We start from the raw sequence: 13,335 nt of genomic DNA on the forward strand, positions 1-13,335 counted from the left end.
TATAATTGTTATAGGAATACTTACTGTTCTAGCAAGTATTAAGTCATTATTCTAATTCATTATTGTTCGTTCGGGTGCAAAAATAGTAGGATTTGAAAAGAGAATGAAAGACTTTTAGCGGAACTGAATTATATATTGTTAAACCATAGAGTTTATAATTTTGGACAAGCTATTCACCTTGGGTAGTTTGTCCTTTTTTGATTATATGTAAAATTTTTATTAATAATTTTTAATATTAATTTATATGAAAACTCATGTAATTCAATATGAAATAATACATTTTATAATAATTTATTAAGATAAAATATTATATTTTTAGATGGAATATATAAATGGAGGAAATATTATGAACAAGAATTTAAAATTTACTCAAATGATGATTGGTATTAGTACGATGGCATTATCATTTGGAAGTATACAAACACAGGTTTCAGCAGAAGAAAAAGCAACCTATAATACGTTACAGATGAAACCGATCGGGACAGAAACTTTAAAAGATGAAATTGCACATGCTACAAAAGCAGATGGCACTTTGACTTTTGAAGAGCGTTTAAAAGTAGGCGATTTTTCACAACGACCTACTTCGGTGAAGAAACAGGATGAAAGGCAATTAAAGCAAAGCTATACTCTGGCAGAACTGAATAAAATGTCTGATAGTGAATTCTTTGATACGTTATCAAGAGTTTCATGGAATCAAATTACAGACTTATTTCAATTCAATCAAGAGACGAAAGTTTTTTATCAAAATAGAGAACGTATGAACGTTATCATTGATGAATTAGGACAAAGAGGGAAATCTTTTACGAAAGAGGACTCAATGGGAATTGAAACTTTCGTTGAAATATTACGTTCTGCTTTTTATGTGGGATATTTTAATAATGAATTGGGTTACTTAAATGAGAGAAGCTTCCATGACAAATGTTTACCAGCATTAAAAGCCATTGCAAAAAATCCAAACTTTAAATTAGGTACAGCTGAGCAAGATAGAGTAGTAGTTGCGTATGGAAAATTAATTAGTAATGCTTCTAGTGATGCTGAAACAGTACAGTATGCAGCAAATATTTTAAAACAGTTTAATGATAACCTTTCTATGTATGCTAATGATTATACGAAAGAACAAGCTGTATATGAAATCGTAAAAGGTATTGATTATGATATACAATCTTATTTGCAGGAAACGAATGAAAAGCCTAATGCAACAATGTGGTATGGAAAGATAGATAACTTTATAAATGAGGTTAGTAGAATTGCTCTCATACGGAATTTAACAACTGAGAATAGTTGGCTAATTAATAATGGGATTTATTATGCAGGACGTTTAGGGAAATTTCATAGCAATCCAAACAAAGGATTGGAAGTTATTACACAAGCGATGAATATGTATCCTCGTCTAAGTTGACCTTATTTTATAGCGGTAGAGCAAATCAAAACAAACTACGGTGGAAAAGATTATGATGGAAATGCAGTAGATTTACAGAAAATACGTGAAGAAGGGAAGCTACAATACTTACCTAAAACATATACATTTGATGATGGATCTATTGTTTTTAAGACAGGCGATAAAGTAACAGAAGAAAAAATTAAAAAGTTATATTGGGCAGCCAAAGAAGTAAAGGCACAATATCACCGTGTAATTGGAAATGATAAAGCACTAGAACCAGGTAACGCAGATGATGTGCTGACAATTGTAATTTATAATAATCCAGATGATTATCAATTAAATAGACAATTATATGGATATGAAACGAACAACGGTGGTATTTATATTGAAGAGAAGGGTACTTTCTTTACATATGAGCGTACACCAAAACAGAGTATTTATAGTCTAGAAGAGTTATTCCGTCACGAATTCACTCATTATTTACAAGGAAGATACGAGGTTCCTGGTTTATTTGGGAGTGGAGAACTATATCAAAATGAACGCTTAACTTGGTTCCAAGAGGGGAATGCAGAATTCTTTGCAGGATCTACACGTACAAATAATGTTGTTCCACGTAAAAGTATTATAAGTGGCTTATCATCTGATCCAGCAAGCCGTTATACTGCAAAGCAAACTTTGTTCGCAAAATATGGATCATGGGATTTTTATAATTATTCCTTTGCACTACAGTCTTATCTATATAATCATCACTTTGAAACCTTTGATAAGATCCAGGATTTAATCCGTGCAAACGATGTGAAAAATTATGACGTGTATCGTGAAGCATTAAGTAAAGATGCACAGCTGAATACAGAATATCAAACGTATATGCAGCAGTTGATTGATAATCAAGATAAATACAATGTACCACAAGTAACAAATGATTATTTAATACAACATGCACCTAAGCTGTTAGCTGAAGTGAAGAAAGAAATTGTAGATATAACTAATATAAAAGATGCAAAAATTACAAAACATGAGTCTCAATTCTTTAACACATTTACTGTGGAAGGTAAATATATAGGTAGTACATCAAAAGGTGAGTCTGAAGATTGGAAAACGATGAGTAAACAAATCAATCAAACCTTGGAGCAGTTGTCTCAAAAAGGATGGAGCGGCTATAAAACAGTTACAGCCTATTTTGTTAACTATCGTGTGAAGGCAGCCAATCAGTTTGAATATGATATTATTTTCCATGGTGTTGCAACAGAGGAAAAAGAAAAAACAACGACTATAGTAAATATGAATGGACCATATAGCGGGATAGTAAATGAAGGAATTCAATTCCATAGTGATGGCACAAAAAGTGAAGATGGAAAAATTATTTCTTATCTATGGAACTTTGGAGATGGTACAACAAGTACTGAAGCCAGCCCTACCCATGTATATGGAGAAAAAGGAACATATACTGTGGAACTAACAGTGAAAGATAGTAGAGGAAAAGAAAGTAAAGAACAAACAAAAGTTACTGTAAAGCAAGATCCGTATACAGGTGGATCCCTTGAAGAGGAAAAGGTACTCCCGTTTAATAAGCTTGTAAAAGGAAATCTGATTGCTCCTGATCAAACAGATGTTTATACGTTTGATGTTACAGTTTCAAAAGAAGTAGATATTTCTGTGGTAAATGAACAAAACATTGGGATGACATGGGTACTTTATCATGAATCAGACATGCAAAATTACGTAGCTTGTGGTGAAGATGAAGGACATGCTATAAAGGGAAAATTCATAGCGAAACCAGGGAAATATTATTTGAATGTGTATAAATTTGATGATAACAATGGTGAATATTCATTATTAATAAAATAAATTTATTTTCAATAAGTATATAACGGTTGTTTTTTAGGAGGAGTCTGTCACGATAGGCTGCTCCTATTTTTTATCTAAAAGCATAAAAATCAAGTGAGTATTTTTAATTATTCAATCATGAAATAACGCTAGCTTTCATAAATACTTGAAAAAGCTAGCGTTTTAAATATGAATATACATAATTTGATTAATTAAAGCTAGATACGAAAAATCTCTTATACTATTCTTCAAATTCTATCCATTCTTGTGACCATTTTTCTATTCCGCGAATAATGGATTCTAAAGCAATTCCTTTTTGAGTTAAAGAATATTCTATACGAACTGGTGTCTCAGGAAAGACCTTACGCTCTACAATTCCTTCTTGTTCTAATTCCTTTAGTCTTTCTGAAAGTAATCTTCCGCTGACAGGAAGAGAGGATTCAAGCGTACAAAAACGCTGAGATCCAGAGAAAAGTTGGTAAATAATTAGTGCTGTCCATCTTTGACTAAAAAATCTCATTCCTTTTTCAAAGCGAGGGCATAATGTAGAATCATTCATTTTACTTCACCTCCTAAAGAAATTATATAACATCTTATAATTAGTAACAAATTTTTTTATAATTAATTACTTGACGTAAATTGATTGTAAATGTATACTCACTTACATAAAGTAACCGAGTTATTTTATGTAACTAACAATTTTTTCTCTAATTTGCTAAAGATATGATGATACATATTGAATATAAGCTAAGAGAACAAGAATATCATTTGTAAAAATACTTACGTTGTGTAAGTTAAATAATAAAAAATATAAAATGGAAGAGAACTTTTTAGAGATTCTCTAAACTAGGAGGTACCTAATGGTTACAACAGATACAATTCATATGTTAGAAGATAAAATTCAATTAATACATCAAGATGGAAAAGAGATTTATCTTGTTGGCCCTATCAAATTACCAATTAATTTATATGGGGAAACGAAAATTTTCCAATGGTATTCTTGGTTACAAACTAATGAAGTTACGAATGGTATAGAAGGTATTATTGAAAAACTATCATTTCTTAATTTAGCAGATATGCAACAATCTAGTGTACTTGTGTACGGTGATTTTGAGAATGCTGAAGATGCACTGATTCGTATGCATAGTATTTGTCATACGGGTGATATTTTTGGTAGTAAACGTTGTGATTGTGGGTTCCAATTAAAGCAATCCTTACAAATGATTACAGAACATGGCGCAGGCGCTCTATTCTACCTAGCAAATCATGAGGGAAGAGGAATTGGTTTGTTTAGTAAAGCGATGACGTATATCCTGCAAGAAAACGGCTTAGATACAGTAGAAGCTAATTTAAATTTAGGTTTTGATGATGACGTTCGTAATTACGATGATACAATTGAAGTATTAAAAGCATTACGCTTAAAACCTGTAAAGTTGATTACAAATAATCCAAGAAAACTAGAAGCGTTGCAAAAAGCAGGATTAAATGTTACGAGTCGTGAGCCATTATGGGGGGACGTCTCAGAATTCAATGAGAAATATTTACAAACGAAAATCCATCGCTCTGGGCATTTTGAGGGAGGTCATTTACATGGGTGAGCATGAGAAATATATGAGGTTAGCCCTTGAAAATGCTAAGGCTATGAAGGGACAAACTACTCCAAATCCACTGGTTGGATCCGTAATTGTAAATAACAATCGAATTGTAGGAATCGGAGTACATATGAAGGCGGGGGAACCACATGCCGAAATACACGCGATACGTATGGCGGCAGAACAGGCCCGTGGTGGCACGATTTATGTTACCCTAGAGCCTTGTTCTCATCATGGAAGAACAGGTCCTTGTGCAGAAGCAATTGTACAAGCAGGAATTAAAAGAGTAGTAGTTGCTACACTTGATCCTAATCCTCTTGTTTCTGGACGTGGCATTAGAATTCTACAAGATGCTGGTATTGAAGTAATTGTAGGAATCTGTGAAGAAGAAGCGAGAAAGATGAATGAAGTCTTTAACAAATATATTATGACAAAACGCCCATTTGTAACGGTTAAATCTGGTGTTACATTAGATGGGAAAATTGCTACGTCTGAATCGGATAGTAAGTGGATTACATCTGAAGAAGCAAGACAGGATGTACATCAGATAAGAAATGAAAATGCAGCTATTTTAGTAGGGGCTAATACAGTACAAAAAGATAACCCTTCATTAACAACGCGTATTCCAAATGGACGAAATCCAATTCGGGTGATAGTAGATTCTACCTTACGGATCTCAATGAAATCAAAAGTTGTTACAGATGGAGAAGCTGCTACCTGGATCTTTACAACAAATAATCATGATGCAGTGAAAAAGCAAGCATTAGAACATGCAGGTGTCAAAGTGTTTGTTACTAGTGGAGAAAAACATATAAATTTACATGAAATGCTTGATATTTTAGGACAAAAAGGGGTTTCTTCTCTTCTTATTGAAGGTGGAGGAGAGGTGAATGCATCGTTTATTGAAAATAAATTAATGGATAAACTTGTATTGTATATCGCACCTAAGATTATTGGGGGAAGAATGGCACCTAGCTTTGTAGAGGGTACAGGCATTACTAAAATGCAAGATGCAATTGAATTTAAGGATATATCATTTACCCAAGTTGGAAAAGATTATAAATTTATTGGTTATCCTGAATGTGGTGAATATGAGGAAGAAGGAAAATAAAAAACTACTTATTTTTTACATTAAATGAAGTACAGAAAGGGGCGATGAAGAGTGAAGTTTGGATTTGATATCGATGATACTTTAATTGATTTAAGACAGCATGCTTTTCATTTATATAACAAAAAATTAAACAAAGAAGTAGGATTGGATGTATTTCATTCTTTAAAAACAATTGAAATTCATGAAGCATTTGGCATGACTTCCGAGGAAGGTGGTCAGATGTGGAACAGTTTGCTTGATGAAATTTATTATACTTCTTGTTTACCGTTTCCATATGCAGTAGAGACATTACAAGAATTAGAAAGACAGGGACATGAAGTATATTATATAACTGCGCGACCTAAAGAACATGGAGAGCAAACAAAAAGATGGTTACTGGAAAAGAATTTTCCAGTACATGAGGATCGCTTTTTCTATGGGATGAAAGATGAAGAGAAAATACATTTCATACAGGAAATAAAGCTAGATTATTTCTTTGATGATAAGCCAGCTGTCTTAGAAACTTTAATAGGACAACCAATTAAAGTGTATGCAAAAAATACTTCTTACAATGATTACCTTAATATTCCCCGCATTACAAGTTGGACTGAATTGATAGATATCGTAAAAAAAGATACATATGTAGATAACTAAAAACAATTCAAATGGAGTCAAAATTATCTGGGGCTAGATATTTTTAAAAGGAAAGACATATGTGGTATGTCTTTCCTTCTTTTTGTATATCATCATTATTTTACATTTAGTAAATAGGAAATATTTTTACAAAAACGATTAATATCTGATCATTTGTTAAATCTTAATTTAAAATATATAATTGAATTTCATAAAAGTTTGTGATATAAAGCACATATTAATTTTTTTAATACATTATTTATAATTTGAGGTGTATAGAATGGGAAAATCCCGCGAGCAGACGATTGAAAACATCTTAGAAGCGGCTAAGAAAAAATTTGGAGAGCGTGGTTATGATGGTACAAGTATCCAAGAAATCGCAATAGAAGCAAGGGTAAATGTTGCTATGGTTTCATATTATTTTAAAGGGAAAGAGCATCTTTACTTAGAAGTGTTTAAAAAATATGGTTTTGCAAAAAAACTACCCAATTTTCTTGAGGAAACACAGTATAATTCTAGAAATGCTCTTAGACAATATTTAACTTTCTTTATTACACATATAAAACAACATCCTGAAATTGGAGCGCTTGTATATGAAGAAATTCTCAAGGAAAGTTCACGATTAGAAAAAGTTAAACCATATATTATTGGGAATTTCGAACAATTAAAACAAATTTTATTGAAAGGGAAAGAACAAGGCTTTTTTCATTTCTTTTCAACGAATCATGCAATTTATTGGATTACATCTATTGTCTTATTTCCGAAATTCAAAAAATTTATTGATTCCATTGATCAAAAAGATGCTGACGATATGAAAACAGAGTGGATAACAGATGATCTTGTAAACAGAATTATTTCTTCATTAATACATAATCCAACATTGTGAACTACTCGCCACTTAGCAAAGCTTGAAGTGGGAGCTTCTCAGTTCCACGACGAAAGTAACCTTTCGACTCGCTGAGCGTTACTTTAGGGTGTTCCCCCCTAGATGTCCGACGCATGGACATTCTTTTGGTACGGTTGATATGTTATGCAGAGACCGAATGGCTTGTTTTTCGCACTCTATTTTCTTCCTGCAACTTCTTATATCAAACTATCAATGAATTTCATATAGCTCGTTTATCAAGAGTTTCTGGCTATGACAAACCGAAATTCATTTCCCACTTATAATTGAAGTTTCACACCTTCAAAATTTTGAGGAAGGAGTATATTATCAGAAAACAATAAAACCTTATTAATTTTTCAAGTAATAATTACTTTAATCCAATGATATCAATATTTAAAATATGTTACGATTTAAACGGGGAGGGGAAAATATGAAAATGATACAAGAGGATATGTATAAAGAACTAATAGATACAAAAAGAACGGTTACTATATTTTTGAAAAGTGGTGTTCCGATACGAGGACAAATACTTTCAATGGATACATACTCTGTCCTTGTAATGGCTCATAATAAATACCAATTAATTTATAAACAAGCTATTTCTACTATTACTAAGTAATTTTTCAAAGTTAATAAAATTTTAGTTTTAAGACAATAGATTTTATAAAAAGCAAAAATGATATTGGCTTAATATATTCTATTAAAAAAAGAAAAAGCATAATTCTTCTTTCTCGCAATATAAAGAAGGGTTATACTTTTTCTTTTGATTTAGATGTTCAAATACCCCCAAATGATAAAATTTTACTAAACGCACAAATAGGGACAAGAAAGCGTAGCGTTTGATTAAAATTTAGAGTTTTAAAGATTTCAAGGTTAATTTCATATAAGTATCCATTCGCTGCTCTAGTGAGTACCTACCACCTAAAAGACACCAGTCTAATATAATTCCTCTAGCAATTATAAAAAGATACGTTGTGATTTCTTCTACAGTCATATCATTTATTAATTCTTTTTCCGTTCTTCCTTTATAAACAAGATTATTTAGAGTTCTATAAATTAAAGAAGGTTCATATACAAATATTCTTTTGTTGAAGTCGTTAAGGAGATTTATATGTAACTCTAATTTAGTTGTATATTCTGCTATGCATTGGAAGAAATTCAAAATAGTTTTTTGCACTGTCGTATGTTGATCTATACTTTCTAATTCAACATGTAGGTTTTGTTCAATTTGTTGAAATAATTTTTGATAAATATCTTCTTTGGAAGAAAAATAATGATAAAAAGTGCCTACGGAGATATTTGCCTTTTTACAAATATCCTCAATAGTTAGATTTTCAATTTCTTTTTCTTTCTTTAAATTTAAAAACACAAGAAATATATTGTTCTCTGTTTGTAGAGCTTGTTGTTTTCTTTTCGTTAAATTTTTTTTTTGCACCCCTTATTCCCCCTTACCTATATAATTACATAAACTAGTGTAATATAATAATATAAAGATATTATATTTAAATGGGGGATTCAAATTGGTTAAAAACTTACCTTTACTAATAGTGATTTTAATACTTGGTGTAAGTTCTTCTACATTAAGTACGAATGGATACTTTTCTCCAGTTATAGAATGGTCTTTAATGATTATAAGTATTATTTTAAACATTTCTGCAGTGATAGGTTTATCACTACACGTTCTTGTATACCAACCTATGAAAAAATTTGAAACAAATTTAATAGAGACCTTCAAATAAAATTATTATATTTGAGGTATCATCACATCACTATCGAGCTAAAAAAATGTATCCATAAAAAGAAAAAATACGCTATTCTTTCTGTAGAATCATAGGAAAGGATGGCGTTTTTTAAGTTTTATAGATACTTTGTGGTAACCTCAAGTAGGAGGATTTAGCACAGTCAAATAATAATATCTTTTGTCTAGAAAGGAGGATGTTTTTTGAAATACACATTAAGAAAAAAATTAAGGGTGTTTTTTATAGGAGTATTAGTACTAGTAATAATCGCTTCTATTTTCGTTTATTATAAGTTTTTAACACCTTCAGCAGATATTCAACAATACAAGGCTTATTATGCTCCAAAAACAACACAAAACGTATTGAATCAAGGTGAGGTAAAGGTCACATTTTTAGGAACATCCTCTTTACTATTTGATGATGGAAATACACAATTAATGATTGATGGTTTTATTTCTAGGCCATCCTTACCAAAAATATTGTTCAGCAATATAAAAACAGATGAAGATACTGTGGATAAAATTTTTAATCAAATAGGGGCTGATAATAATAAACTTAAGGGATTATTTATTGCACATACACATTGTGATCATGCGTTTGATTTAGCTTATATAGCTAAACGAACTGGAACACATATATATGGTTCAGAATCAGCAATTAACATAGGTATTGGTGGTGATATAAATAAGAACCAGATGTCTGTATATGAAGTAAATAAGGCTATGAAGTTTGGTGATTTTACTGTTACTGTCCTTCCATCGAAACATTCACCAACCTTTGATGAAGGAGAAAAAATAAAAAATCCACTTAAACAACCAGCTAAAGCCCTAGATTATCATGAAGACTCTTCATATGATTACTTGATTACGTATAATAATAAAACTTTCCTTGTTAAACCAAGTGCTAACTATATAGAAGGTGTATTAGATGATATTCGAGCTGATGTCTTGTTTTTAGGAATAGGGGTATTAGGAAAGCAGGAAAGTACTTTCCAAAATACGTATTACGAGCAAACTGTACAAAAAGTACAACCGAAGCTTGTTATCCCAATACATTGGGACGATTTCACCAAACCATTGACAGATACTCTTGAAGCAATGCCTAAATATGCGGACAATACCAAAAATGGATTAGATTTTATCATTCAAAGGACAAAAGCAGATAAAATTGATTTTCAAATACTACAAGGTTTTAGAAGTATTTACTTCTAAAAAAGGGATCTTCCACACCTCTATCAAGCTAATGAAAAAGACACCCCCAAAACAGTAAAATTGATATTTTCAGATAAAAATCTTATTTGGGGGCGTTATAAAATTCTTAAGTTGAGGGATGTGTGAATATATCCTTAATTTTGTTATCAACAAAATTAAAAATGTATTATTAGTTAGGTAATAGAAACATTACTATCTATTAAGTAATTTATGTCCTTTGGTGTTATTCCACTTTCGATAAAATTCAAATACAATAAAAATAAATAGTGCAAATAAAAGTGTAAATAAAGCGGATATAACATTCGTATCTGGTATATATACATCCCAGAATGAATTAATAAAGGCATGGAAAATAATACATAGAAAAATACTATTGGTGGATGAATAAATGACCGTCAGCAGAAAAGATAATGCCAAAGCACTTAGAGTGAACCAGAGGAAATTCATGCTCATTTGATTTGAACCAACCACAAACCACAATGGCAGATGCCATATTGCCCAAATACTACCCACAATGAGCGTACTTGTGAATGACGACCATTTTTTTTGCAACGTTGGCTGTAAATAACCGCGCCAACCGATTTCTTCCAAACCACCCCCTATAATCATAATTGGGAATTCAATCAATGCCAGATAGAGAGGGTTCTCCATAGATGCTCCACCCCAAAGAGTAGGCAAAAAACAAGCTGCAAATGCAAGTCCGATGGTAAATAAGTACCATGCTAATGGATGCCTAGGATTTTTTATATTATTAATAAGTGATTTAAACTCTTCTTTTGAGGTATATTTCCTTTTCAGCCAAATTTCACAAATAGCAGGGGTAACACCACCAAGAATAAACAATATTATTGAAAATACAGTTCCAAACCTGAGCAGATTAAACTGTGTTAATATCGCTAGGCCGCCCCATAGTATCCAAGACGAAACAAAGGTATAGAATAGAAACCTTCTTATCTCTTTCCCCATTTGTGAAACCTCCTTATTTAGATCCTAACAATAATAATACAGACTTACATAGAGTATCCATCAGACGGACTTCGTCAAATTGCATTTGTTCATTCTGGAACATACCGTAGCATTTTTGTAACATGACATCTCTTACAATTCCATCAATGGATGTCATGATAAAAGTAAATAAATCTTCTGAAGATACTGTAGGCTGAAAGCTCTCTGAAGAAATTCCAGTAAGAATTGTATTAAATAATTGCTCGACCAAGTATTGTCCGCTTTCATTTTCAGTGATATTGGATAAAATTTTCTTTTGCCTGTTTGGATTGTTCGCAAATAAGACTGTAAGCTCAAATTGAATTTTGCCAATCGTTGATAAGTTTTCTGTAATGTACTCCCCAAGAAAAGTAAATAGCTTTTCTATGATCTCTTTAGGAGCATTGCTATTTTCCATGATTGCATCTACAGCCTGCTTATAGTCGGCATTAGCATTAGCTTGATTAATAAGTGCAACAAGTATCTCATCTAAATCTGAATAATAACGATAAATCCCCCCTTGACTTAATCCTGACGCTTTAATAATATCTCTCATCCTAATTTCATAGAGTGGCTTAACTTTACATACTGATAATGCTGCTTCTAAAATAGCATTTTTCTTACTTATTACATATCCATGGCTTACCTTTGGCATAGTTACCTCCTAACAAAAAAATAAAATGACACTATTGTCATTTTATTGTATGTCAATATCCATTTGTTGTCAAAATAAAACGACACTATTGTCATTTTAATACAATTATAAAATCCACCATGTAATATATCCAACTAAATGGGGTATACCAGTACCAATTAAGAGATATACAAACCAGTGTATTATCTTTTTTTCAGTTAGATCAACGTTAAACGAGGGCTAGCACCACCGCCCCCAGCCAGCACTCACATTCAAAAACAAGGGGGATTTCTATATAACTTATAAAAAAACTTGCAGTTTTTAAATTCTCTACACGTAACCTTTAGAAAAAAGAAGCAAACTCTACTATGATTAACTTTATATGGCCTTCGCTTGATAGTGATGTGGCGGTACCCCATAACCATCAAGCTAAGATTTTAGATTACCCACTAAAAGGAAATTTTGTGTGTTTTATAGCACCTAAGTTCATTTTATCGTTTTGGACAACCTGTTCTGCTAGTTTGATGGACATGGGGTCGCTTCACACTAAACCCTAGTTAAACGATTGTGACAGCATGTCATATTTTTCCGTTGACGTATGACACGTTGTCATATATTATTGATTTACACTTAATCATGACACCTTGTCACATGTTAATTTGATCGGAGGGAGAAAAATGCCTAAACAAACATTTTTTAATTTAGAAAGGGAAAAAAAAGAAGTATTAATTCAGGCAGCAATGAAAGAATTTTCAAGAGTTCCATTATTCGAAGCATCGATTTCCAATATTATCAAAGATGCAGGAATACCTAGGGGAAGTTTTTATCAATACTTTGAGGATAAAGAAGATATTTTCTTCTATTTATTAAGTGATCACACCAAAAGAGACAATGAAAAATTGATTTCAATATTAAAAGAAAATGATGGTGATTTATTTGCTGCATATTTCGAATTATACCAATACCTTCTAAAGAAATTTCAAAACTTAGAAAATCGAAACTTTTTTAGAAATGCTTTTTTGAATATGAATTATAAAGTTGAAAATACATTGACTCGAAATATGAACGAGGATGATCATAAAAGTCGATTGTCCGAAATCATGATTTTAATAAATACAGAAAAATTGAACATTACAGATGAACGAGAAATTTTCCATGTCATGAAGATTATCACGGCGGTGACGTTTCATAATCTTATTCAAAATTTCGCGAAGGAATTACCCTTCGATGAGTCGGTGAAAAGCTATGCTTTAGAACTTTCATTGCTAAAAAAAGGGCTTTATAAATGAGTGACTAAATGAAAGATATTCATAAAAAAGTAAAAGGTTTAAAAATTGATTTTATTCATTATTAACCGG

The 13,335-nt window shown here is 31.6% G+C and carries 12 protein-coding genes and 1 pseudogene; 9 read left to right on the forward strand and 4 right to left on the reverse strand.

The window, feature by feature from the left end; translation table 11 throughout:
* Positions 1–346: 346 nt before the first annotated feature.
* A pseudogene (gene colA / locus ABH961_RS25640) lies at positions 347–3,229 on the forward strand (collagenase ColA).
* Positions 3,230–3,449: 220 nt separating this feature from the next.
* Here the strand turns inward: colA and ABH961_RS25645 are convergent.
* Positions 3,450–3,767 (reverse strand): winged helix-turn-helix transcriptional regulator, encoded by a 318-nt coding sequence (locus ABH961_RS25645; RefSeq protein ID WP_404520287.1) that lies wholly within the window; start codon positions 3,765–3,767, stop codon positions 3,450–3,452.
* Positions 3,768–4,068: 301 nt separating this feature from the next.
* On the opposite strand from ABH961_RS25645, the gene ABH961_RS25650 reads away from it, so the two are divergent.
* The 5 genes from ABH961_RS25650 (at position 4,069) to hfq (ending at position 8,028) form a co-directional block, all read left to right on the forward strand.
* Complete coding sequence (locus tag ABH961_RS25650; RefSeq protein ID WP_404520289.1) at positions 4,069–4,806, forward strand: GTP cyclohydrolase II; 738 nt, start codon at positions 4,069–4,071, stop codon at positions 4,804–4,806.
* Positions 4,799–5,911 (forward strand): bifunctional diaminohydroxyphosphoribosylaminopyrimidine deaminase/5-amino-6-(5-phosphoribosylamino)uracil reductase RibD, encoded by a 1,113-nt coding sequence (gene ribD / locus ABH961_RS25655; protein WP_404520291.1) that lies wholly within the window; start codon positions 4,799–4,801, stop codon positions 5,909–5,911. Before ABH961_RS25650 ends, ribD begins: the two co-directional genes overlap by 8 nt.
* Before the next feature lie 51 nt (positions 5,912–5,962).
* On the forward strand, positions 5,963–6,544 hold the full coding sequence (locus ABH961_RS25660) for a 5' nucleotidase, NT5C type (RefSeq protein ID WP_088609985.1): 582 nt from the start codon (positions 5,963–5,965) through the stop codon (positions 6,542–6,544).
* A gap of 259 nt (positions 6,545–6,803) precedes the next feature.
* Complete coding sequence (locus ABH961_RS25665) at positions 6,804–7,409, forward strand: TetR/AcrR family transcriptional regulator (RefSeq protein ID WP_404520292.1); 606 nt, start codon at positions 6,804–6,806, stop codon at positions 7,407–7,409.
* A gap of 430 nt (positions 7,410–7,839) precedes the next feature.
* On the forward strand, positions 7,840–8,028 hold the full coding sequence (gene hfq, locus ABH961_RS25670) for an RNA chaperone Hfq (protein WP_404520294.1): 189 nt from the start codon (positions 7,840–7,842) through the stop codon (positions 8,026–8,028).
* Between the two features lie 231 nt (positions 8,029–8,259).
* On the opposite strand, the gene ABH961_RS25675 is transcribed toward hfq, so the two are convergent.
* Complete coding sequence (locus ABH961_RS25675) at positions 8,260–8,844, reverse strand: TetR/AcrR family transcriptional regulator (RefSeq protein WP_404520296.1); 585 nt, start codon at positions 8,842–8,844, stop codon at positions 8,260–8,262.
* An 85-nt stretch (positions 8,845–8,929) separates the two neighbouring features.
* On the opposite strand from ABH961_RS25675, the gene ABH961_RS25680 reads away from it, so the two are divergent.
* Together ABH961_RS25680 and ABH961_RS25685 are read left to right on the forward strand one after the other, a co-directional pair.
* A complete protein-coding gene (locus tag ABH961_RS25680) occupies positions 8,930–9,148 on the forward strand; it encodes a hypothetical protein (protein ID WP_404520298.1) in 219 nt (72 codons plus the stop codon).
* A gap of 203 nt (positions 9,149–9,351) precedes the next feature.
* Entirely contained in the window at positions 9,352–10,359 is a 1,008-nt protein-coding gene (locus ABH961_RS25685; protein WP_404520300.1) for an MBL fold metallo-hydrolase, read from the forward strand.
* 192 nt (positions 10,360–10,551) lie between these two features.
* On the opposite strand, the gene ABH961_RS25690 is transcribed toward ABH961_RS25685, so the two are convergent.
* Positions 10,552–11,325, reverse strand: coding sequence for a CPBP family intramembrane glutamic endopeptidase (locus tag ABH961_RS25690; protein WP_404520302.1), 774 nt, complete (start codon positions 11,323–11,325; stop codon positions 10,552–10,554).
* Positions 11,326–11,338: 13 nt separating this feature from the next.
* The gene (locus ABH961_RS25695; RefSeq protein ID WP_404520303.1) at positions 11,339–11,998 is read right to left on the reverse strand and encodes a TetR/AcrR family transcriptional regulator; all 660 of its coding nucleotides are present in this window, start codon (positions 11,996–11,998) and stop codon (positions 11,339–11,341) included.
* A 656-nt stretch (positions 11,999–12,654) separates the two neighbouring features.
* On the opposite strand from ABH961_RS25695, the gene ABH961_RS25700 reads away from it, so the two are divergent.
* Complete coding sequence (locus ABH961_RS25700) at positions 12,655–13,266, forward strand: TetR/AcrR family transcriptional regulator (protein ID WP_404520305.1); 612 nt, start codon at positions 12,655–12,657, stop codon at positions 13,264–13,266.
* The last annotated feature ends 69 nt before the right edge of the window (positions 13,267–13,335 follow it).

The sequence above is a fragment of the Bacillus sp. RC251 genome (assembly GCF_044908765.1).
In the GTDB taxonomy this organism is placed as follows: domain Bacteria; phylum Bacillota; class Bacilli; order Bacillales; family Bacillaceae_G; genus Bacillus_A; species Bacillus_A wiedmannii.

Excerpts from the sequence above, each read along its gene's own strand:
- ABH961_RS25645 (WP_404520287.1), bottom strand. The coding sequence starts at position 3,767 with ATGAATGATTCTACATTATGCCCTCGCTTTGAAAAAGGAATGAGATTT.
- ABH961_RS25650 (WP_404520289.1), top strand. The coding sequence starts at position 4,069 with ATGGTTACAACAGATACAATTCATATGTTAGAAGATAAAATTCAATTA.
- ribD (WP_404520291.1), top strand. The coding sequence starts at position 4,799 with ATGGGTGAGCATGAGAAATATATGAGGTTAGCCCTTGAAAATGCTAAG.
- ABH961_RS25665 (WP_404520292.1), top strand. The coding sequence starts at position 6,804 with ATGGGAAAATCCCGCGAGCAGACGATTGAAAACATCTTAGAAGCGGCT.
- hfq (WP_404520294.1), top strand. The coding sequence starts at position 7,840 with ATGAAAATGATACAAGAGGATATGTATAAAGAACTAATAGATACAAAA.
- ABH961_RS25690 (WP_404520302.1), bottom strand. The coding sequence starts at position 11,325 with ATGGGGAAAGAGATAAGAAGGTTTCTATTCTATACCTTTGTTTCGTCT.
- ABH961_RS25695 (WP_404520303.1), bottom strand. The coding sequence starts at position 11,998 with ATGCCAAAGGTAAGCCATGGATATGTAATAAGTAAGAAAAATGCTATT.
- ABH961_RS25700 (WP_404520305.1), top strand. The coding sequence starts at position 12,655 with ATGCCTAAACAAACATTTTTTAATTTAGAAAGGGAAAAAAAAGAAGTA.